Here is a 20,275-nt window from a genome sequence, read left to right on the forward strand (position 1 = left end):
TGCACGTCCTTTCATTGAAGAGCTCTCTTCTACTCGATCTTGCCAGGGTTAAGCAGTCTTAATGGATCATTCTCCCGTTTCTTCTGTTTCATGAGCGGCAATATTCCTCGTCCGCCCGAGTCCAGCGAATACGTATGTGGGTTAGCTACATAAATTCCGTTAGCATTAAAGAAGTTGATAATCTCGTTCAAGCGCTCCTCTGTCGTATATCGCACGACGGGCAGTGAAGATGGTGTTACTTTGCCACGGCTTCTCATCCATTCAAAATGAAGCAGCACTTCATCTCCAAAGGTTTCTTTAACAAGCTTCACTTGTTCTCTGAAATGCGATAATGAGAACCCAGCCTGCAAATACGTAATATTGTTCTCGCATTTAAGCGCCCATAATGTCGTATGGTTCCAGCCAAAGTCAGACAAGCCAATGCCTGATCTATACTTCTCAGCCGGAATGTAATGACCAATTGTACCGCCATGCTGTTCAGCGAGACTTGCTAGGGCAGGCTGGCTTCCCTCCTCTGTCTCTAACAGAACGGCTGCTTTCTCGGGTACGACTACCTTTTTCAAAGGTCTGAAATACGAAGGTATTGGCCATTCGTGGGGAGAGATAAGTCTCTTGCGGATGGAATCATTGTGAGATAAGTCATGGGAGAACTCCATAGCCTGCATAAAATCATCAAAAAAGACGATAGACTGCTCCCACTCGGTCTTTGGTGCAAGTGGAATGACGAGCTCCGTCAGAATTCCGGTTGTGCCATAGTTATGAATGTAGGCTGGAAGCTCTTCGCCGGAAACGACCAGTCTTCTCGGTTCCTCTTCCAAGGTATAGACGACGACCTCCGTTACATTGCCGTCCCACAGGTCACCCCAGGTAATCGAACCGATCCCGCCTGAACCACCGCATACATATCCGCCGACAGTTGCCTTCATGAACGTACTCGGATAAATTCGCAGCTCAAGATCTCGTTCCCGAGCCGCACGCTCCAGAGATCCAAGCCTTACTCCACATTGTACCCGGACTGAATTCTCACCCCATTCGAGGATTTGATCCAGCTTGCTTAGATCGAGCACAATGCCTCCTTCGAGCGGTACGGCTTGACCGTAGTTACCCGTACCCGCACCTCTTACCGTAACGGGAACCTTGTGGTGATATGCGATCTTAAGCAATGTCTCCACTTCAGCATCCGTCTCGGGTCGAACAATACTATCCGCAATTTTATCCTTCAACCGTTTTTCGAGGACAGGAGAATACCAGTAGTAATCCTTCGAGAGCTTCTCCCTGGAATCAAGATCAAGCAGCACCTTATCTATACCAAGCCCATCAATACACACCTTCTCGATCTCAACAGCCATCATCTTCGTCCTCCCTGAGCACGGAATTTTTAATTAATGCTAGTGATGCAGCACCTCTGACACTTGACCGACTAGCTTGCTGAACTCCGGCGCGGTACGGAACGTTTCGTCTCTCGGAAACGGAACCGAAACCGGAATTGTGCTCGCGATTTTGCCAGGTCTTGCTGTCATGACAACGATTGAGGTCGAGAGGTACACCGCTTCAAAAACGTTATGTGTAACGAATAATACTGTCATTTTCTTATCCCTCTGCCATATGCCGAGCAGTTCATCCTGGAGCGTTTGTCTGGTCATTTCATCCAGTGCTCCAAAAGGTTCATCCATTAACAGCAGCTTCGGATCTGATGCCAGTGCTCTCGCGATCGACACTCGCATCTTCATTCCACCCGAGAGCTGGCGTGGAAGAGCGTTCGCGTAATCCTTCAGGCCGACCATCTCGAGAACATGCATTGCCTTCTCCACTCTTTCCTTCTTCTGCACCTTACGCAGCTCCATCGGCAGCGTAACATTGTCGATGACCTTACACCATGGAAGTAGTGTTGCATCCTGAAAAACGAATGAAATATCACTCTGTTTCCTCGCTTCTGCAGGCTCCATGCCCATCAGCCGCATTTTGCCAGCTGTCGGATCTCCAAGACCGGCGATCATACGAAATATGGTGGATTTACCGCAGCCGGAAGGACCTACAAAGCTGACAAACTCTCCTTCAGGAATGCTAAGATTGACGTCCTGAAGGGCAACGGTGCCGGTCTGATAAATCTTGCTGATGCCTTCCATCTCCACTAACGGTGCCAGTCCTGGGTTAAGATTTGCCTTGTTTCCCTGTGCTGTAATCAAACTGCTCATCGTCATCTCTCCCTTTAAACGGATTCCATTTCTATTTTCTTGTCAAACTGGAATTCAAGCATCAGTTTAAACAGCTCCGCTGCATTCCTGCCTGCCGATGTCAGCAGTGTGCTGCCCTTCTCAGCTGTAGCCAGCTGTGCATTTCCACAAACGCCGGATATGGATAGATCCTTCATCACCCATGCAAACCGTTTGTTGCTGAATTGAAGCTTCATTTCTGAGCTAACAGGCGGAAATTCATTTGGAAGCACATCGTGATGCACCCATGCGTTATGTAGATGCATAATCATCGACGTTTCCGAATCACCTGCGTGAATGCCATACATTCGTTCTTCAGGTGTTAAGAGCTCTTTATCGTTATCGAGACCGCCTCCATCGAGCCTGAATACCATCATGCCTGTCTTTTCTCTAATATCTCTGGCAGCCAGATTAAGTAGATCGGCATTTCCGCCGTGAGTATTAAATAATACGAGCCTGTCAAAGCCGGTTCTGGCAAGGCTGTCTGCAATATCCATCAGTACAGCGAGCAGCGTCACTGCGGTTAAGGTCACCGTTCCACTCCAGCCTGCATGCTCATTGCTTTTTCCGTAAGGGAGATGCGGTAATAGCCATATATTATCCTCTGAAGTCAGATGCTTGAATGCCTCCGTTAACATCCCTTCTCCAATCAGCGTGTCGGTATAAACAGGAAGATGCGGTCCGTGTTGTTCCATGGCACCGATCGGCAAGATCAGCATGGCTCCCGTCTTGGCAAGTTCACCGATCTCAGGCCCGGACAGTCTGGGGAGGAACAACTCGTTGTAAGCCATTCCTTGATAACGTGCGGTCATTCATATCCACCCCTCAGTTATGTATTGTTGTTAGAAACAATGTAATGGGATGGAGAGATGATGTAAACAAAATTTACGTCGTTTTGGTTTTTTGAATAAAATGGCAACTTTGTTTTGTGCTTTGAGCACTTTATAGCGTCATGTTAATGTCAGATATTAGGGATTATATACGAAAAATAATGTAGATATTAATTATTATTGTTCGTTTTTTAGAAGGAAATGAATTCAATGCTGGTTAAAATTGTTATATAATTCATGAATGTAATTTAACTTTCGTTTTCATGCTTTGCAACTAAAAAAGAGAAGAATGACTGATTCATGTCAGCTATTCTTCTCTTTATATTAAGCTTTAAAGTTATGGAGCTGCCTCACGCTGTCGGCAACATCCTCTGCATAGCTGATCGCAGAAATGACGGCTACTCCGTCTGCTCCTGCTTCAACGACTTCCCTGCTATTTGCCGCCGTGATCCCGCCAATTCCAACGATGGGAAGCATGATGTTCGCTTCCCGCATAGCCTTGATAATTCCAGGACCCTGTACAGCCTCTGCATCATCCTTCGACCTTGTCGGATAGATTGGCCCCACTCCGATATAGTCGGCTCCTTGCTCATAAGCTTTCACCGCTTCTTCAATAGTATGCGCCGATATGCCAAGGACTCGGTTACCAATCCTCTGTCTCACCATGCCCGCTTCCTCATCATCCTGACCGACATGGACACCATCTGCATCGATTTCAAGCGCCAGATCGACATCATCATTAACGATAAAATGTACATTATGCTCCCTGCACAGCTTCTGCAAACGCCGGGCGAGTTCGATCCGCTCAGCGCCTTCACGACAGCCGGTCCCCTTCTCTCTGAACTGGAATAATGTCACCCCGCCGGTTAGTGCAGCCTGCAGCGTATCCTCCGGTGCTTTCACACAATTTGCACTGCCCATAACAAAATAAACTCGGAGCAGCTCCTTCATACGAGCACTCGAAATCCGGCTCATACGCTCACTCCCTTTTGCTTGCGATAAGCCCAGTGATTCGTCGGACCATGTCCCCCTCCAATACCTAATGTATCGGTGAGTGCAGCCTGGACATAATCTCTTGCCGTCCTCGTCGCTGATAGGACATCATTTCCTTTTGCCAATTCTGCGGTAAGCGCCGCTGAGAACGTACAGCCTGTTCCATGGGAATGAACGGTGTCCACCCTTGGTCCTGCAAGCTCCGTAAAGGCTGTCCCATCGTATAATAAATCTGTAACCGTATCGCTGCCTGCATCATGGCCCCCTTTAACAATGACATACGCTGGGCCATAATCATGGATTCGCATAGCCGCCTCCTTGCGGTCTGCCAGCGAATGAATAGTGCAGCCTGTCATCACTTCCGCCTCGGGAATGTTAGGTGTAACGACAAGTGCAAGCGGAAGCAGCTGCTGAACAAGCGCCGTTACAGCTTCAGATTGAAGCAGGGATGCGCCGCCCTTTGCAATCATCACTGGATCGATGACCAGCTTATCTATCCGATGCTGTGCAGCCTGCTGTGCAACCTCTGCAATAATTTCACTGCTGAATAACATCCCTGTCTTCACCGCATCCGGTCTCAGATCGGCAAAGACAGACTCAATCTGCTGCGCTACAAATGGAACCGGCAGAGAGTGAACGCCTTGCACGCCAAGTGTATTTTGGGCAGTAACCGCTGTGAGTGCTGACATGCCATAGACATCCAGCTCCTGAAAGGTTTTGATATCGGCCTGGATTCCGGCTCCGCCTCCGCTGTCTGAACCTGCAATGGTAAGCGCCTTAGCGATTTCCATCATTTATGCCTCCTCCTTGATGAACAGCTCGTTCATATCTGTAATTTCCACATACTTCTCATAAACAGACGGCTCAAGATTGGACAGTTCATCCAAAAATGCAATCTGGAAGCTGCCAGTTCCCATCTGCTCTGTCTTCTGTCCTGCTATGCTTGCAGCCGCTCCGTAATAGCCGAGACCCGCGGCTCCTGCTTCTAATACCGAATCATGAACTGCAAGAAAAGCACCGATGACAGAGGTTAAGAGACAGCCTGTCCCTGTGACACGTGTTAGTAACGGATGGCCGGACTTTATAACAAGTCCTGTATCACCATTGGTAATGACGTCTTCTGGACCAGATACAACGACGGTTGTTCCCAATGTTCGGGCAGCACGCACCGCCATTTGGGCTCGTTCTACGACCTCGGATTGACCTGCATCTACACCTTTTACAGTCATTCCTTCCCCGATGAGGTGACTGATCTCTCCTGCATTGCCTCGAATCAGTGTAATCTCCACTTCACGAAGAATCCGAAGAGCCGCATCCGTTCGATAAGGTGTAGCTCCCGCTCCGACAGGATCAAGGAGCACAGGAACACCGTATTTATTTGCCGCCTTGCCTGCGGTGACCATCGTATTGACAAGGTCTGTAGTAAGTGTCCCGATATTGAGCACCAGTGCGCGGGCATGTTGAACCATATCCGCCACTTCCTCCTCCGCATATGCCATGACCGGGGAAGCACCAAGGGCTAGTAAACCATTAGCCGTAAAATTCGTAACGACCGTATTCGTTATGTTATGAATCAATGGTTGTTCTTCATGAATTCGAGTAATAAGAGAGGATAGTACATCATTAGACATCGTCATCAGACCTTTCTTTTTGGAAGGTACACAGGAGCCGATCTTGGAACTGAGGGGTACCGCAAATATAAAAAAACGCATGCGAAGGCATGCGTAATCATCATGTTCGCTCCCTACGCTGGCATTATCCATGGCAGGTTCAACCGGTCAACAACAGATTAGTTGTACTCTCAGCTTGCTTCCGCAGGCTCCCGTATTTATATAATTGTTGAAGTTGCTCGTTCCTCTTCATTGTATAGTACATCTTCCCAATATTCAATTTGTTGACTTTTGCTAACCTGTAGCCTATGATACAAAGTAACTCATCCAAAAAAGGAGAGATTTTTGATGTCGGTGATCGTTCTTAACTAATTAATTTCATACTGAGGCTTGATCTATTGCTTTATCGCCTGAATTTGCGATGTTTATTTTTTATGCGCATTTTCAAGCACTCACTTCAGATGCCTCATGAAATCAGTTAAGAACAGCGGATAACCAAACTCTCTATGAACATGAGTTATGTAATAATTGACTTGTGAACTCATCCGTGCTGTTTTTGCAGCGCGGTTTTTTTGTACCCGGAATCCATCTATTTACAGACCATCAAAGTTCTGTTATGAACATAACTTTGATGACCGGGGACCACTCACAGGTTGATACCTTATGGATTAGCAGCATTCTTTGCCCGATCCTTAAGATAACTCATGCATAAAGACGTAAGAACGAACGCTTCTGTTCGTTTCTTGCGTCTTTTTTTTATCCGCTTCAACGTCATTCAAACATTACAAAAAAAGGAGCATTAACCCATGAATCAACAAAGCATGCAAAGACTCGAATACAATACTGTCAAAGAACAGCTGCGGTCCTACGCAGTATCCTACCTTGGAGAGCGACAGATCGATTCGCTGTCCCCCATGACTCGTCTAACCCAGATCCGTCAGGCACTGGCTGAAACGGATGAGGCACTGGGACTGATCCGGCACGGAGCAAGCGTCCCTCTTCCTTCATTATCAGGAATTGAGAATATCATGAATCTGCTGGGCACCGGCTATTTATTTACCGAACAGGATTTCATGCATCTACTGCAATTTCTGCGGAGCTGCGCCCAGCTTATGAAGTACATGCAATCCAAAGGAGAAATCGCCCCGAATGTAAGTGCCTATGCTGGCTCCATGTACACCCTGGATTCCCTTCGTGAAGAGGTAGAACGCTGTATTTACTTAGGACGGGTAACGGATCACGCGAGTAAAGAACTGCTCAAGACGAGAAAACAAGTTCAGGTCATTGAGGAACGGCTGAAAAAAAAGCTCGATACCCTCCTGTCCAAGCACCGTTCTATTCTGCAGGACCAGCTCATTACAAGACGCGGGGATCGCTACTGCCTGCCTGTTCAGAAGGAATTCCGCAAGCTGATCAGAGGAACGGTTCACGGTGAATCAGCCAGTGGCCAAACGGTATTTATTGAGCCTGACGAAATCGCTGCCCTCCAGATGGAGCTCAGCCTGCATCGTGCTGCGGAGCAGCGAGAAGAAATGAAGATCCTCAGTGAATTGACGCGTTTGGCAGATCAAGCTGAATATGAGCTTCGGGTTAATACGGACACAGTGGGCATGTATGACTTTTTATTCGCCAAAGCGCGCTATGCTCTCTCCTATCAGGGACGGTCCATTCATCTCGTCGATCATGGGGTCATTCGATTAAGATCCGCACGGCATCCGCTAGTGAATCATATGGTTCCACTGGACTTCCACATTGGTGATGCATTCAAGTCCTTGATCATTACAGGCCCCAATACCGGCGGTAAAACATTGTGCCTCAAGACCATCGGCTTGTTGACGCTGATGGCCCAGTCCGGACTTCTAGTCCCTGTTGGAGAAGGCAGCCAGCTGAGCGTATTTGAGCAAGTTGCCGTCGATATCGGAGATGGTCAGAGTATTGAGCATCAGCTCAGTACGTTCTCTGCCCACATCAAGAACATCATCGAGATTCTGAAGATGGCGGGCCCCTCAACGCTCATTCTTATTGATGAAATGGCTTCGGGTACAGATCCTGGGGAGGGAACCGGACTATCCATTGCTCTGCTGGAAGAGATGCATAGAAGGCAGGCTACTGTCGTGGCAACAACCCATTTTTCGGAGATCAAAAATTTCGCAGCTTCGGCTAACGGATTTGAAAATGCCCGCATGGAATTTGATACCGAATCATTAAAGCCGTTATATCGGCTGACGATTGGGGAAGCAGGAAACAGCTATGCTTATGCCATTGCCCTAAAGCTCGGAATTCCGCCGTATATCATTGAGCGTTCCAAACAGATCTCTGCCACATCATTGACAGCGAATGCTGATTCGTTAGGGGAATCGAAATCCAGCGGTAACGAGGTCAACCTCGCGGAATCCCGAAGTTTAGATCCTCAAGATCTAACCCGTGACAATACAAATCGGGTGAATAACGACCGCCGAGAATCCAGCGCTGCCCATGCCAAGAGACCTCAACCAAGCGATGTGGAAGCTCAGCCGGTCCGGCCGCTGCAGGTTGGTGACAGGGTGCACATCCCTTATATGAAGGAAGGGGGGATTATCGTCGAAGCAGAGGATGCAAAAGGCAAGCTTACCGTACTAATTCGAGGAAAAAAGCTGAAAATTGCCAAGCAGCGAGTGAAGCTTCATATTGCAGGCGAGGAGCTTTACCCGGACGACTACGATTTTGACGTTGTCTCCCAGACCAAGGAGAATCGAAAAAAACGAAAGCAAATGTCCAAGAAGCATGTTCCGGGTCTCAGTATAGAAATGCCAAAAGATGAGTCTTAAATGTTCATTTGAATAAGCGGAATTATGCAATTGAATAACCCAAGACGGGCGGGGATTTGTCTCTCCTCGTCCGTCTTTAACATTTCCATAAAAGATACTTTACTTCTTAGGTAAGCTCATATCCTGGCTTACGTACAAATATGACTTTGGATTCAGTTACCCATATGATAGACTTAAGCTTAAATTTGAATACGGTATCGTGATTGCACGGATGCTCATTTTCTTGATACTGGTCGATTTTGTACAGCCAACAGACTAATAATAAGCAGGTGAAAAAGATGCCCTCCTCAACGATTGACATCAATCCGCACATCTGCCCCTTATGCCACAAGCCTAATGGATGTGCCCATGCAGCCGGGAAACCTCACACTGAATGCTGGTGCATGAGCCAGTCTGTGCCCAAGGAGCTGCTGTCACGTATTCCGGACGAGCAGAGACGCAAGGCATGTGTGTGTGAAGCATGTGTGACCGAGTTTCATGCCAGGGGAACGGACGAAGTCTAAGCTGCCTGGCATATTTTCACCTTATCAATCAATTTCATATGCGAATGATTGTATATTCAAAACTTTAGCGGCAAGTGAACGTTATATAAAAATATATACTAATCTTTCTGGGAGGTTATCATTATGAAGACCCATGTTATGAGGACACAATCATCATTCAAGTCAAAAGTATTTACTCTTACCGTCTCTTCCATCCTTCTTGCCTTCGCGTTCATTCTGTGGCCCAATGTACCTTCTGCTATATCTCCACCTTCAAACATATCATCAGAGTACGATGGTCACAGCTCCCTTCAAGTCGCATTCCCGCTAGATAAATATTCTGTGGTGACGAGCAGCGTTCCCGGATTTCCAATCGAAATAAGTGAAGATCATAATAATTTCCCACTAATTATAGCAACTTCCTCTGGTGAATTACTGGTTATGGAAGGTTCGGCTGGCAAGCAGGTGAGATCATCGGGAACATCACTTGAGTTGAAAGAAGGAAACACCATTTATTGGTCCCCTCTTGCAGCTACACCAGTAAGTGAAACCAGCATAACGGTAACAAGTCAGTCTCAACATCAGAATTCGGCAATTAAGCCGGTTTCGATTCATATTTCAAAGGATCAAGATGGATTTTATAAAATTAATTAACCCCATGAGTTTCGTTCCACGAGAAACATTTTTTACCATAACGGATATAATCCATGTTCAGTTCAGTTATACCTAAGTGTTATAAGCCGACATCATTCAAAAAAAGCTGATCTCCCCTTTAAGACAGGAAAATCAGCTCATACAATTTAAACAAACGCGTTATATATTATAGAATAATTAAATAAATATATTCTTACTCTTCAGTATGCGCGCGATACGCATCTGCATCCAGCAGTTTAGTAAGAGCAGCTTTGGAATCTCCATTTATTTTCACTTCAATCATCCAGCCGTCACCATATGGTGCAGCATTTACAAGCTCCGGCTCGTCTTGAAGCTTGTCATTAACACTGACGATTGTTCCGCTTACTGGCGCAAACAAATCAGATACGGTCTTAACCGATTCAATGGTACCAATGCTATCGTCACTGTTAATTTCCGTTCCAACTTCAGGCAGCTCCACAAACACAATATCTCCCAGCTGATGCTGAGCAAATTCAGTAATCCCGATACGTACCGTATCTCCGTCTAACGTTTGAACCCATTCATGCTCTTTACTATACAACAAACCGTTAATCACTTCGCTCATGTTCTCGTCAGCCTCGCTTTTTTCAAAAGTTAGAATTGTGTTTCTTCTCTGGTTCCTGCCCTTTTTCCACCCATAGCGTAAAACAATCCTCATCACAATGTCAAGAATGCTAACAAAAAATATGTTTATTTAACATACTCCTTGACTTTTCGGATTTAATCACGTATTAATGTAGTATAAGCGTTAGATTGAACGGAAGAGTTCGCTATTTCCGAACATTCTAGCCCATTAAGCGGTTGAACGTAAAGGGAGAGATTACCGCAGGATCATCGTTCTGAGCTTCTGACAGCTGTTGTATGATGTTCATTATCAGCTTGTAAGCAGGGACATTTCCGCATGGTAACGCCGAAGGAGTAAGCCCATTGATAAGCAAAGGGTGAATCTCTCAGGCAAAAAGGACTTTTACCGGACGCGACTCTGGAGAGCATCCATAACCGTTCGCTGCTTATGATAAAGCGAACGATGTTAATAAAGGATCACCCAAGGGGAAACTCGTGAGCATCATGCGGGGTAACTCTCAGGTACCAAGGACAGAGCCTAAGAAGAACACATGCTTTATTAGCGTGTATTTTTCTTTGGCCTGTCCTTTTTCCATTTTCCAATAGCCCTTTTTCCTTTTTCCCTTTTCAAGTGTTTATTCTGAAAACTCTACTTAATTCTTCTTCTAAATTACAGCCGAACGCCGGCTTTTTACGAGGTGAAAATTATGTCCCAATTATTGAGAACACCGCTTTTCCCTCTTTATGAACAATATCCAAATGTACGCTGTATCGATTTTGGAGGCTGGGAGCTCCCGGTTTCCTTCAGCGGAATCCAGAAAGAACATGAGGCTGTGAGACAGCAGGCTGGACTATTCGATGTATCCCATATGGGTGAATTTCGGGTAGAAGGCGAGAATGCAGCAGACTTTTTACAAGGAATGCTGACAAATGACGTATCCCTGCTTGAAATCGGTCAGGCACAATACACACTCATGTGCTATCCAACTGGTGGTGTAGTGGACGATTTGCTTGTCTACAAGCGCAGCGACCATTTGTTCATGCTCGTTGTGAATGCATCTAATATCGAGAAGGACTGGACTTGGCTGCAGGACCATCTGCCTGAGAACGTTCAAATGGTGAATGAATCGGAAGCAACGGCTTTGCTTGCATTACAGGGTCCGAAGGCAGAAGCTATTCTATCCCAAGTGACCGATGTGAATCTTGCTGAGCTTGGCTCTTTCCGTTTTGTGGACGGTGCGGAAGTGAGCGGCAGCACCGTTATTCTATCGCGTACAGGATACACTGGTGAGGATGGATTCGAAATCTATGTCAGTGCCGATGACGCACAGAAAGTATGGCTTGCGCTTATGGCCGCAGGTGAAGATGAAGGTCTGCTTCCCATCGGGCTTGGCGCGAGAGATACACTTCGATTTGAAGCTAAACTCCCGTTATATGGACAGGAGCTTTCTTCTACGATTACACCGCTTGAAGCCGGGCTTGGCATGTTCGTGAAGCTGGCTGCTGGTGACTTTATCGGTCGGGATGCACTGGTGAAGCAAAAAGAGGAAGGCCTGACCCGCAAGCTCGTCGGTATCGAGATTACGGATCGAGGCATTCCACGTTCTCATTATCCGGTCTATGCAGAGGGAGAGCAAATCGGTGAGGTAACGACTGGTACCCAGTCGCCTACACTCAAACGCAATCTGGGCCTTGCACTGCTGGATATTCAGTATACAGAACCAGGCACCACTGTTGAAGTCGAAATCCGGGGGAAACGCCTCAAGGCAGAAGTGATCAAAACCCCATTCTATAGAAGACCAAAACCTACAGCCCAAGCGGCAAAAGGAGCGAATTCATAATGGCAAATCGTTATCTACCGATGACGGAACAAGATCAGGCGGAAATGCTGGCAGCAATCGGAGCGGAAACGATGGAGGATCTCTTCTCCGACATTCCTGAAGAGATCCGCTTTAAAGGCGAACTCCCTGTTTCATCCAAGCTGGACGAATACGCACTCACTCGTCATATGTCCCGCCTTGCCGGACGTAATGTGAACGCAGATACACACGCAAGCTTTCTAGGTGCAGGTATCTATGACCACCATGTACCTTCTGTTATTAACCATGTCATTTCCCGCTCCGAATTCTATACTGCTTATACGCCCTATCAGCCAGAGATCAGCCAAGGCGAGCTGCAGGCGATTTTTGAATTCCAATCCTATATCTGCGAGCTGACCGGAATGGCTGTCGCCAATGCAAGTATGTATGATGGAGCAACGGCCTTTGCAGAAGCAGGTAATCTGGCTGCAAGTGCGACACGTCGTAAAAAGCTGGTTGTATCGAGTACGGTGCATCCAGAATCCCGCCAGGTACTCGCCAGTTACGCACATGGTCTGAATCTTGAGGTCGTTGAGATTGGTTATACAAATGGTGTTACAGATATGGAAGCACTCGCAGCTGCAATCAGTGAAGATACGGCTGCAGTGATGATTCAAAGTCCGAATTTCTTCGGTAGCGTAGAAGACATCCAGGCTGCAGCTGACCTGATCCATCCAAACAAAGGACTCCTTATCGTCAGTGCGAATCCAATTTCACTCGGACTTCTGGAAGCTCCGGGCAAGCTTGGTGCGGATATTGTGGTTGGTGATGCTCAGCCGCTTGGAATTGCAGGCTCCTATGGCGGTCCTACCTGTGGATATTTTGCTGTATCACAGGCCCATATGCGCAGAATTCCTGGACGGATCGTTGGTCAAACGACAGATCGTTATGGCAGAAGAGGCTTTGTACTCACACTGCAGGCTCGTGAACAGCATATCCGCCGTGAAAAAGCGACCTCCAATATTTGTTCCAACCAGGCTCTGCTTGCGCTAAGTGCGTCGGTCTATATGTCTCTGCTCGGCAAACAAGGCATGCTGGATGTGTCGGAGCTTAATTTGCAAAAGAGTCATTATGCTAAGCAGACAATAACTTCTATTGAAGGAGTAAGTACTCCTTTTACTTCACCGACGTTTAACGAATTTGTTATTAAGCTTCCCGACAATTCGAGTATGGAAGATGTGCAGAGCAAGCTGCTCGCTGCAGGATTTATCGGCGGATATGATTTGGGACGTGAATACCCGGAACTAAGTGGTCATATGCTGATCGCCGTTACAGAACGCCGGAGCAAAGAAGAGATCGATGAATTCAAAGCGGTATTGGAGGGATTGCTGTGAGTAAGATTGAAGCAGAGAAACCACAAGTTCAGAACGAGACAGCTGCACTGGATTTTGGAAGAACGGCCGGATCAGAAGCTCCTGAGCAGAAGCTGATATTTGAACTAAGCAAACCAGGTCGCGTCGCATACTCCTTGCCCGAGCTTGATGTGCCTCAGGTACGTCAGAATGAGCTTATCCCTTCTGGGTTTTTGCGTAAGGAGGCAGCTGCACTGCCAGAAGTATATGAAGTCGATGTCGTTCGCCACTATACAAGCTTGTCCCGCCGCAATTTTGGTGTAGATAACGGCTTCTATCCTTTAGGCTCTTGTACGATGAAATATAATCCGAAGATTAACGAGGATGTTGCTCGTTATACCGGGTTTGCGAAGATTCATCCTTATCAGCCGGAAGAAAGTGTACAAGGCGCACTTGAGCTGCTGTATCAGCTGCAATCCGACCTCGCAGGTCTTACTGGAATGGACGAAGTGACACTTCAGCCGGCAGCCGGTGCACACGGTGAATGGACAGGACTGATGATGATTCGTGCTTATCATGATAGCCGCGGCGAAGTTCGCACCAAGGTCATCGTGCCTGACTCTTCCCATGGTACGAACCCTGCCAGTGCGACAGTTGCAGGCTTCGAGACCGTGACTATTCCTTCAACTGCAGAGGGACTGGTCGATCTGGATGAGCTGCGTGCAGTGGTAGGTAGCGATACAGCCGCGCTTATGCTGACGAACCCGAATACACTCGGCCTGTTTGAGAAACAAATTGTTGAGATTGCCAAGATCGTGCATGATGCCGGCGGTCTTCTGTATTACGATGGAGCTAACTCCAACGCAATTATGGGAATTGCCCGTCCAGGTGATATGGGCTTCGACGTGGTTCACTTGAATCTGCATAAAACGATGAGTACTCCTCATGGCGGCGGCGGCCCAGGCGCTGGTCCTGTCGGTGTGAAGAAGCTGCTCGTGCCGTTCCTTCCAAAACCACACGTGAAACGTACAGAAGAGGGTACATTCTATCTGGATCGTGAAGAAGGACAATCCATTGGCCGTGTTAAAGCTTACTATGGTAACTTCGGAATTCTTGTTCGTGCGTATGCCTATATCCGTACTTATGGTCCGGTTGGACTGCGCCGGGTATCCGAGTATGCTGTGCTTAATGCCAACTACATGATGAAACGACTGGAGCCTTATTATGAAATTCCTTATCCAGGCGTCTGCAAGCATGAATTCGTGATGTCCGGCAAAGGCTTGAAGCAGTATGGTGTACGTACACTTGATGTAGCGAAGCGCCTGCTTGATTTCGGCTATCATCCGCCAACCATCTACTTCCCGCTGAACGTGGAAGAATGCATCATGATCGAACCGACAGAAACCGAAAGCAAAGAAACGCTCGACGGCTTCATCGACACGATGATCCGCATTGCTAAGGAAGCCGAAGAGAATCCAGAGCTCGTTCTTAATGCTCCTTACGGGACACCTGTTACTCGTTTGGATGAAACGACAGCTGCACGTAAGCCTGTCCTAAACTGTGCATGCAGTTAATTTCATAAGCAGATAGTCTCGCCTTGATCTAAAATAGAACAGAAATAGACCAAACAAACCTCCAATCCTATATTGGAGGTTTGTTAATTGTTTTTAAATCCAAGTGCATCATTTATCATATCCTGCTCTTGTCTCTTCCTCATATCTCCCATTCTTCACGAAGCATTCCGAGTCTAATGGAATCATAGTACTTGCCGTTATAGTATCTCACCTTTCGGATTCTTGCTTCAATCTGCATGCCCAGCTTCTCTGCGACCCGAATCATTCGGGTGTTCCCTGACCAGGTGGTCAGTCCCACTCTAACAAGAGGCAAATGATTAAACAAATGATCGATCCATAAGCCTAAAGCTCTTGTTCCAATGGATTGGTTCCAGCTGCTTGGCTGATGCAGCACAATCCCCATTTCCAGCCAGTTCTTCTGTTCATCCTCATAATAGTAAGAAACCATTCCGCATATTTCTTCGTGTACAGTAATGACCCAGCGGTGATCGCTTACAATCCAGCCATCCTGCATTTCAGCAAACTCTTCCCAACTCTTCGTATAATGTGGAAAATAGGGTGCATCCCACTGTTTCCACTCTGGATTCTCCTCTGTATAGATCAGCTCCCATAAACGCGGTAAATCTGCCCTTTCTATCGGTCGAACTGCAATTTCCTTATCTTTGTACATGGAATCTCCTTTATCATGTTCTCTATGTATTTCTCAAATTCTGTAAGTGCTCCATTTCATTCTAATTTAGAGACTGAGTGATCACCAGGTATAGATCGATTTAAACTAATTTAGAGGATATACACAGGCTGTTCTGGATGCGGCGGTAGAGATAATTAAGCACATTTGCTAAATAGTAAAAAAAAACGGTATCCGCATGATGCGAATACCGTGAAAATGTTGGAAAAGATAGAGAATTAGAAAATAGAGATTTCAGAAATTTCGAAAAACAAAGATTACTGTTCAATGCTCTGAACAAGCTCTACCACCTGTTCAGCAGTCTGCATATCCAGTGCTTTTGCAGCAAGCTCTTTCATGTCTGCTTGAGACAGCTTGGTCAGCTGGCTGCGTGCAGGCAGAATTGAAGTCGCGCTCATACTGAATTCATCCAAGCCAAGACCCAGAAGCAGTGGAATTGCGGTAGCATCGCCTGCCATCTCTCCGCACATGCCAACCCAGCGGCCTTCGCGATCCGCTGCATCAATGACCATCTTGATCAAACGAAGAATAGATGGGTTATAAGGCTGGTACAGATAAGATACACGTTCATTCATCCGGTCAGCTGCCATCGTGTACTGGATCAGATCGTTCGTTCCGATACTGAAGAAGTCCACTTCCTTGGCAAATTGATCGGCAAGCACTGCAGTTGAAGGAATTTCAACCATGATTCCGAGCTGAATGCTGTCGGATACTTCAAGACCTTCAGATACAAGCTTCTCCTTCTCTTCGAGAAGAATTGCTTTTGCTTCACGGAATTCTCCGAGCGTAGCAATCATCGGGAACATGATGCGCAGGTTACCATGCACACTCGCGCGAAGCAATGCACGAAGCTGTGTACGGAAAATGTCTTGACGATCCAGGCATAGGCGAACCGCACGGAAGCCCAGGAATGGATTCATCTCTTTTGGAAGGTCGAGGTAAGGAAGCTCCTTGTCACCACCAATGTCGAGTGTACGAACGACAACCGGTTTTCCTTCCATTTTTTCAAGAACAGTTTTGTAGGCATTGTACTGCACATCCTCAGATGGCAGCTTGTCGCGTCCCATGTACAGGAATTCTGTACGATAGAGACCTACGCCCTCTCCGCCGTTCTCAAGCACACCAGCTACATCGTTAGGAGTACCAATGTTTGCAGCAAGTTCAACATGCACGCCGTCTACAGTTACTGTAGGCTCGTCGCGTAGCTTTCTCCACTCTGCAACTTGAGCTGCATAAGCAGCCTGCTTGGATCTGTACTCTTCCACAACGGAAGCCTCCGGATTGATCAGTACATGACCGTCCAACCCGTCCACGATGATCAGATCACCGTTCTTCGCTTGAGTCAGTACTTCCTTCGTTCCCACAACTGCAGGAATTTCAAGAGATCTGGCCATGATTGCGGAGTGAGAGGTACGACCTCCAATATTGGTAGCAAAGCCAAGCACGTATTTACGGTTCAGCTGCGCTGTATCAGACGGAGTCAAATCCTCAGCAAGTACGATGACTTCTTCGCTGATCTCTGCCGGATTCACAACTTGAAGTCCAAGCAAGTGACCAAGCACGCGTTTGGTAACGTCACGCATGTCAGCTGCACGCTCTTGAAGATACGCGCTTTTCATATTTTCAAACATCTGAATGAAAGTAGCTGCTGTTTCTTCAAGTGCAAATTCAGCATTTACTTTTTCATCAGAAATTTTGGACTTAACAGGATCAATAAGTTCCGGGTCATTCAATATAAGCAAGTGAGATTCAAAAATTTCTGCTTTTTTCTCACCCAGTTCTTGCAAAGTACGTGCTTTGATTGCCTGGAGCTCGGCTTCGGATTTCTCCAAAGCCGCTTCCAGTTTAGCAATCTCCGCATCAACGTCGGTGATCGAGCGTTTGTCTACAGAGTAATCAGGATGCTCCAAGATAAACGCCCGGGCAATGGCAATACCCGCCGAGGCAGCAATCCCGGAAACATTAGGCATGAACTTCGCCCAGCCCTTCGTTAACCATAACGTCTGTCAGTGCTTGAATCGCTTCTGCTTCTCCTTCGCCTTCAACGATGATGCTAATTGTGTCGCCTTTTTCAAGACCAAGGGAGAGAACACCCAGAATGGATTTCAATGTTACTTTTTTGCCTTTCGCTTCTGCAAAAGACTCAGCACCTTTGAATTTGTTAGCCGTGTTTACAAGTGCTGTTGCAGGGCGTGCATGGATTCCATCTTCGTCAGTAATTCTGAATGTTTGTTGCATAGTTTTCATCCCACTTTCGTCATTTTTTAATTTGGTTGTGATTACGTCATATACGTATATTACCTGTTACACAGGAGTATCGAACCACAATAGACTGATTTTTCCCAGATTCATGCTGCTGATAAATGAGGTGCAAGATTTAGCCAAAACTTAAGTTTTAACTAGATCTTGCGTGAGCTCTTCTACGGTGCTATGAATTCAAACGTAAAAATCTCGTCTTTATTTGATTGTTATAATTCCCTTTTCGCCAGCTTTCAGTACACCAGATTTATTCAGTGTAACAGCGGAACCCTCCGGCAGGTTAGAGAAAATAATTGGTGAAATAATGGAAGGAGCATGCTCCTTAACATAATCCACGTCAACTTCCATGATCGGTTGACCTGCAGAGACGAGATCTCCTTCGGCAACCAGAACATTAAAGCCTTGGCCTTTCAGCTTCACGGTGTTGACTCCAATGTGAACGAGTACTTCCTTGCCGCCGTCGGACATGATGCCGACCGCATGCTTGCTAGGGAATACGTTGAACACTTTACCGTTCACTGGTGACACAATCGTTCCATCATGCGGCAGAATCGCAAATCCATCACCTGTCATTTTCTCGGAAAATACTGGGTCTGGAACTTTCGTAATATCGAGAAGCTCACCGTTAACCGGCATAACGATCTGCTCATTGATGATCGCTTCACCCGCTTCACCTTGTGCCTGCTCTTCTTCTGGTTTAGGCTCTGCAGTGGCTTGCGCTGGTGCTGGCGTACGCCCTTCGATGATGTCTTTCATTTGCGACTTAATCGTATCCGAACGTGTCCCGAAGATCGCTTGTACGTTGTTACCGACTTCCAGTACTCCAGAAGCACCAAGGTCTTTCAAACGACCTTTATCAACGTTGCCTTTATCTTTAACCTCGATACGAAGTCTGGTGATACATGCATCCAAATGCTTGATGTTGTCTGAACCACCAAAAGCTTTCAGGATTTGATGCGGCAGCTCGTCCTTGGATCCTGTATTCTGTGATCCCGTCTCTACAACTTTGTCCTCACGTCCCGGTGTTTTCAGATTGAATTTCTGAATAACGAAACGGAAACCGAAGTAGTAGATCACCGCGAACACAAGACCTACAACAATAACCAGCCACCAAGGCGTACGGTTTGGCAATACCCCGAACAGCATGAAGTCAATGAAACCGCCGGAGAAGGTCATCCCGATCTTAACACCGAGAATATGCATCACCATGAAGGACAAGCCTGCAAACACAGCATGAACTGCGAACAAGATAGGTGCTACGAACAGGAACGAGAACTCAAGCGGCTCTGTAATACCTGTCAGGAATGCTGTCAGTGCACCGGATACCATCAAGGAGCCGACTACTTTCTTGTTCTCTGGCTTCGCTGTGTGATAGATTGCAAGTGCTGCAGCCGGAAGACCGAACATCATGAACGGATATTTACCTGTTGTAAATGTACCCGCTGTAAATGCTACGCCATCTTGCAACTGAGCCATAAATATCTTCTGGTCACCACGGATGACTTGACCTGCTTGGTTAACATATTCTCCAAACTCGAACCAGAACGGTGAGTAGAAGATATGATGCAAACCAAATGGAATGAGCGAACGCTCAATCAGACCGAAGATAAAGGCAGCCAGTGTTTCATTCTCACCAATCATGCTTCGAGAGATGAAGTTCATCGCTTCTTGGATCGGCGGCCAAATTAGTGTCAATGCCAAACCAATCAAGAGCGACATCACTGCGGTGATGATCGGTACGAAGCGTTTACCTGCAAAGAATCCCAAGTAGGACGGAAGTTCGATCTTAAAGAATCGATTATACATCGAGGCAGCTAAGACCCCGATTATGATACCACCGAATACGCCTGTCTGCAAAGTCGGGATACCAAGAACGTTTGCATATGCAGCTCCACTTTGGGCTATAGAGTAAGCATTTACGCCCATGACTGTTCCCATGGTTACGTTCATAACCAAATAACCAATAATTGCGGCTAGACCCGCAACGCCGTCCCCACCGGCAAGACCAATCGCTACGCCAACGGCGAACAGCAAGGACAGGTTATCAAAGACAATTTGTCCCGAGTTCATCATGACGCTAGCAACGACTTGGATCCAGTGAGCCTCTAGAAAAGGCACATACTGCAGGAAGTCAGGGTTAACCAGAAGGTTCCCAATTCCGAGCAGGAGACCTGCCGCCGGCAGGATCGCAACCGGAAGCATGACTGCTTTACCGACACGCTGCAACACGCCGAAAAGCTTTTTGAACATGTGTTTCACTCCTTCAAGGATATATGTGTTAATTGATTTCGAAGAATGCAAAAAAAGCATGAGCGTATAGAGCATGTGTGCAACAACCTGTGGGTTATATTGCCCAATAGTAGTCATTGCCAATCATACTTTAATCAACTCATGCCTGATCGAATCAGTAACACGTCATAATATTAAGC

General features: G+C 46.8%; 17 protein-coding genes and 2 riboswitches. Of the genes, 6 read left to right on the forward strand and 11 right to left on the reverse strand.

Going from position 1 to position 20,275, the window contains the following annotated elements:
- Positions 1–29: 29 nt before the first annotated feature.
- The 6 genes from BM415_RS13795 to thiM form a co-directional block, all read right to left on the reverse strand.
- Positions 30–1,352, reverse strand: coding sequence for an FAD-binding oxidoreductase (locus tag BM415_RS13795; protein WP_348272317.1), 1,323 nt, complete (start codon positions 1,350–1,352; stop codon positions 30–32).
- A gap of 36 nt (positions 1,353–1,388) precedes the next feature.
- Complete coding sequence (locus BM415_RS13800) at positions 1,389–2,195, reverse strand: ABC transporter ATP-binding protein (RefSeq protein WP_170862450.1); 807 nt, start codon at positions 2,193–2,195, stop codon at positions 1,389–1,391.
- 14 nt (positions 2,196–2,209) lie between these two features.
- A complete protein-coding gene (locus BM415_RS13805) occupies positions 2,210–3,025 on the reverse strand; it encodes a creatininase family protein (RefSeq protein WP_091158814.1) in 816 nt (271 codons plus the stop codon).
- Between the two features lie 342 nt (positions 3,026–3,367).
- Complete coding sequence (thiE, locus tag BM415_RS13810) at positions 3,368–4,018, reverse strand: thiamine phosphate synthase (protein WP_091158816.1); 651 nt, start codon at positions 4,016–4,018, stop codon at positions 3,368–3,370.
- On the reverse strand, positions 4,015–4,827 hold the full coding sequence (gene thiD / locus BM415_RS13815; protein ID WP_091159267.1) for a bifunctional hydroxymethylpyrimidine kinase/phosphomethylpyrimidine kinase: 813 nt from the start codon (positions 4,825–4,827) through the stop codon (positions 4,015–4,017). The genes thiE and thiD overlap by 4 nt, the downstream gene beginning before the upstream one ends.
- Before the next feature lie 3 nt (positions 4,828–4,830).
- Positions 4,831–5,667 (reverse strand): hydroxyethylthiazole kinase, encoded by an 837-nt coding sequence (thiM, locus tag BM415_RS13820; protein WP_091159269.1) that lies wholly within the window; start codon positions 5,665–5,667, stop codon positions 4,831–4,833.
- Positions 5,668–5,760: 93 nt separating this feature from the next.
- Positions 5,761–5,872: riboswitch (TPP riboswitch) on the reverse strand.
- A 580-nt stretch (positions 5,873–6,452) separates the two neighbouring features.
- Between thiM and BM415_RS13825 the strand changes: the two genes are divergently transcribed.
- The 3 genes from BM415_RS13825 (at position 6,453) to BM415_RS13835 (ending at position 9,589) form a co-directional block, all read left to right on the forward strand.
- Positions 6,453–8,453, forward strand: coding sequence for an endonuclease MutS2 (locus BM415_RS13825; RefSeq protein WP_091158817.1), 2,001 nt, complete (start codon positions 6,453–6,455; stop codon positions 8,451–8,453).
- 278 nt (positions 8,454–8,731) lie between these two features.
- Complete coding sequence (locus BM415_RS13830; RefSeq protein WP_091158819.1) at positions 8,732–8,956, forward strand: cysteine-rich CWC family protein; 225 nt, start codon at positions 8,732–8,734, stop codon at positions 8,954–8,956.
- Positions 8,957–9,079: 123 nt separating this feature from the next.
- Positions 9,080–9,589: a hypothetical protein gene (locus tag BM415_RS13835; RefSeq protein WP_091158821.1), complete on the forward strand. Its 510-nt coding sequence runs from the start codon at positions 9,080–9,082 to the stop codon at positions 9,587–9,589.
- Between the two features lie 193 nt (positions 9,590–9,782).
- Here BM415_RS13835 and gcvH read toward each other — a convergent pair whose 3' ends face one another.
- The gene (gene gcvH, locus BM415_RS13840) at positions 9,783–10,175 is read right to left on the reverse strand and encodes a glycine cleavage system protein GcvH (protein WP_091158823.1); all 393 of its coding nucleotides are present in this window, start codon (positions 10,173–10,175) and stop codon (positions 9,783–9,785) included.
- A gap of 236 nt (positions 10,176–10,411) precedes the next feature.
- A riboswitch (glycine riboswitch) is annotated at positions 10,412–10,587 on the forward strand.
- Positions 10,588–10,881: 294 nt separating this feature from the next.
- Here gcvH and gcvT point away from each other — a divergent pair.
- The 3 genes from gcvT to gcvPB are packed head-to-tail and all read left to right on the forward strand — an operon-like array spanning position 10,882 to position 14,899.
- Positions 10,882–12,015 carry a glycine cleavage system aminomethyltransferase GcvT gene (gcvT, locus tag BM415_RS13845; protein WP_091158825.1) on the forward strand — a complete coding sequence of 378 codons (1,134 nt, stop codon included), beginning with the start codon at positions 10,882–10,884 and terminating at the stop codon, positions 12,013–12,015.
- Positions 12,012–13,367, forward strand: coding sequence for an aminomethyl-transferring glycine dehydrogenase subunit GcvPA (gene gcvPA, locus BM415_RS13850; RefSeq protein WP_091158827.1), 1,356 nt, complete (start codon positions 12,012–12,014; stop codon positions 13,365–13,367). Before gcvT ends, gcvPA begins: the two co-directional genes overlap by 4 nt.
- A gap of 47 nt (positions 13,368–13,414) precedes the next feature.
- Positions 13,415–14,899: an aminomethyl-transferring glycine dehydrogenase subunit GcvPB gene (gcvPB, locus tag BM415_RS13855; protein WP_091159271.1), complete on the forward strand. Its 1,485-nt coding sequence runs from the start codon at positions 13,415–13,417 to the stop codon at positions 14,897–14,899.
- Positions 14,900–15,038: 139 nt separating this feature from the next.
- On the opposite strand, the gene BM415_RS13860 is transcribed toward gcvPB, so the two are convergent.
- From BM415_RS13860 to ptsG, 4 genes are all read right to left on the reverse strand, one after another.
- On the reverse strand, positions 15,039–15,569 hold the full coding sequence (locus BM415_RS13860) for a GNAT family N-acetyltransferase (protein WP_091158829.1): 531 nt from the start codon (positions 15,567–15,569) through the stop codon (positions 15,039–15,041).
- Between the two features lie 275 nt (positions 15,570–15,844).
- Positions 15,845–17,557: a phosphoenolpyruvate--protein phosphotransferase gene (gene ptsP, locus BM415_RS13865; RefSeq protein ID WP_091158830.1), complete on the reverse strand. Its 1,713-nt coding sequence runs from the start codon at positions 17,555–17,557 to the stop codon at positions 15,845–15,847.
- On the reverse strand, positions 17,550–17,825 hold the full coding sequence (locus tag BM415_RS13870; RefSeq protein ID WP_076313442.1) for an HPr family phosphocarrier protein: 276 nt from the start codon (positions 17,823–17,825) through the stop codon (positions 17,550–17,552). Before BM415_RS13870 ends, ptsP begins: the two co-directional genes overlap by 8 nt.
- 219 nt (positions 17,826–18,044) lie before the next feature.
- Positions 18,045–20,096 carry a glucose-specific PTS transporter subunit IIBC gene (gene ptsG / locus BM415_RS13875; RefSeq protein ID WP_091158832.1) on the reverse strand — a complete coding sequence of 684 codons (2,052 nt, stop codon included), beginning with the start codon at positions 20,094–20,096 and terminating at the stop codon, positions 18,045–18,047.
- Positions 20,097–20,275: the final 179 nt, after the last annotated feature.

The organism is Paenibacillus sp. 453mf (assembly GCF_900116105.1).
GTDB lineage: Bacteria > Bacillota > Bacilli > Paenibacillales > Paenibacillaceae > Paenibacillus > Paenibacillus provencensis.